Origin of the sequence: Pseudomonas sp. SIMBA_067, from assembly GCF_046534675.1 — a bacterium.
Taxonomy (GTDB): domain Bacteria; phylum Pseudomonadota; class Gammaproteobacteria; order Pseudomonadales; family Pseudomonadaceae; genus Aquipseudomonas; species Aquipseudomonas putida.
This window is the reverse complement of the sequence record NZ_JAWRYH010001037.1, coordinates 1-248: the sequence shown is the minus strand read 5'-3', so window position 1 is coordinate 248 and position 248 is coordinate 1. Positions and strand designations below refer to the sequence as shown.

Here is a 248-nt window from a genome sequence, read left to right as displayed (position 1 = left end):
GCAGCGGCGACCGCGCCCGCTGGCAGGTTCAGCTTGAGGCCCTGGAGTACCTCGGTCGCCTCGACCAGCAGGTGAAGGTGCGCGGCTTCCGTGTCGAGCCTGAGGAAGTACAGGCCTGCCTGTTGGCCCAGGCCGGTGTCGAGCAGGCACTGGTATTGATTCACAAGGATGCCGTCGGCGCGCAACTGGTCGGCTATTACAGCGGCAGTGCCCAACCCGTCGAGTTGCTGGCGGTGCTGGCTGAGCAA

1 protein-coding gene is annotated in these 248 nt (G+C 65.7%); it reads left to right on the top strand.

Annotated features, from left to right (window positions below; all coding sequences use genetic code 11):
• Positions 1-248, top strand: a 248-nt coding sequence (locus SB765_RS32370) for a hypothetical protein (RefSeq protein WP_410932859.1), incomplete at both ends; no start/stop codon positions are given.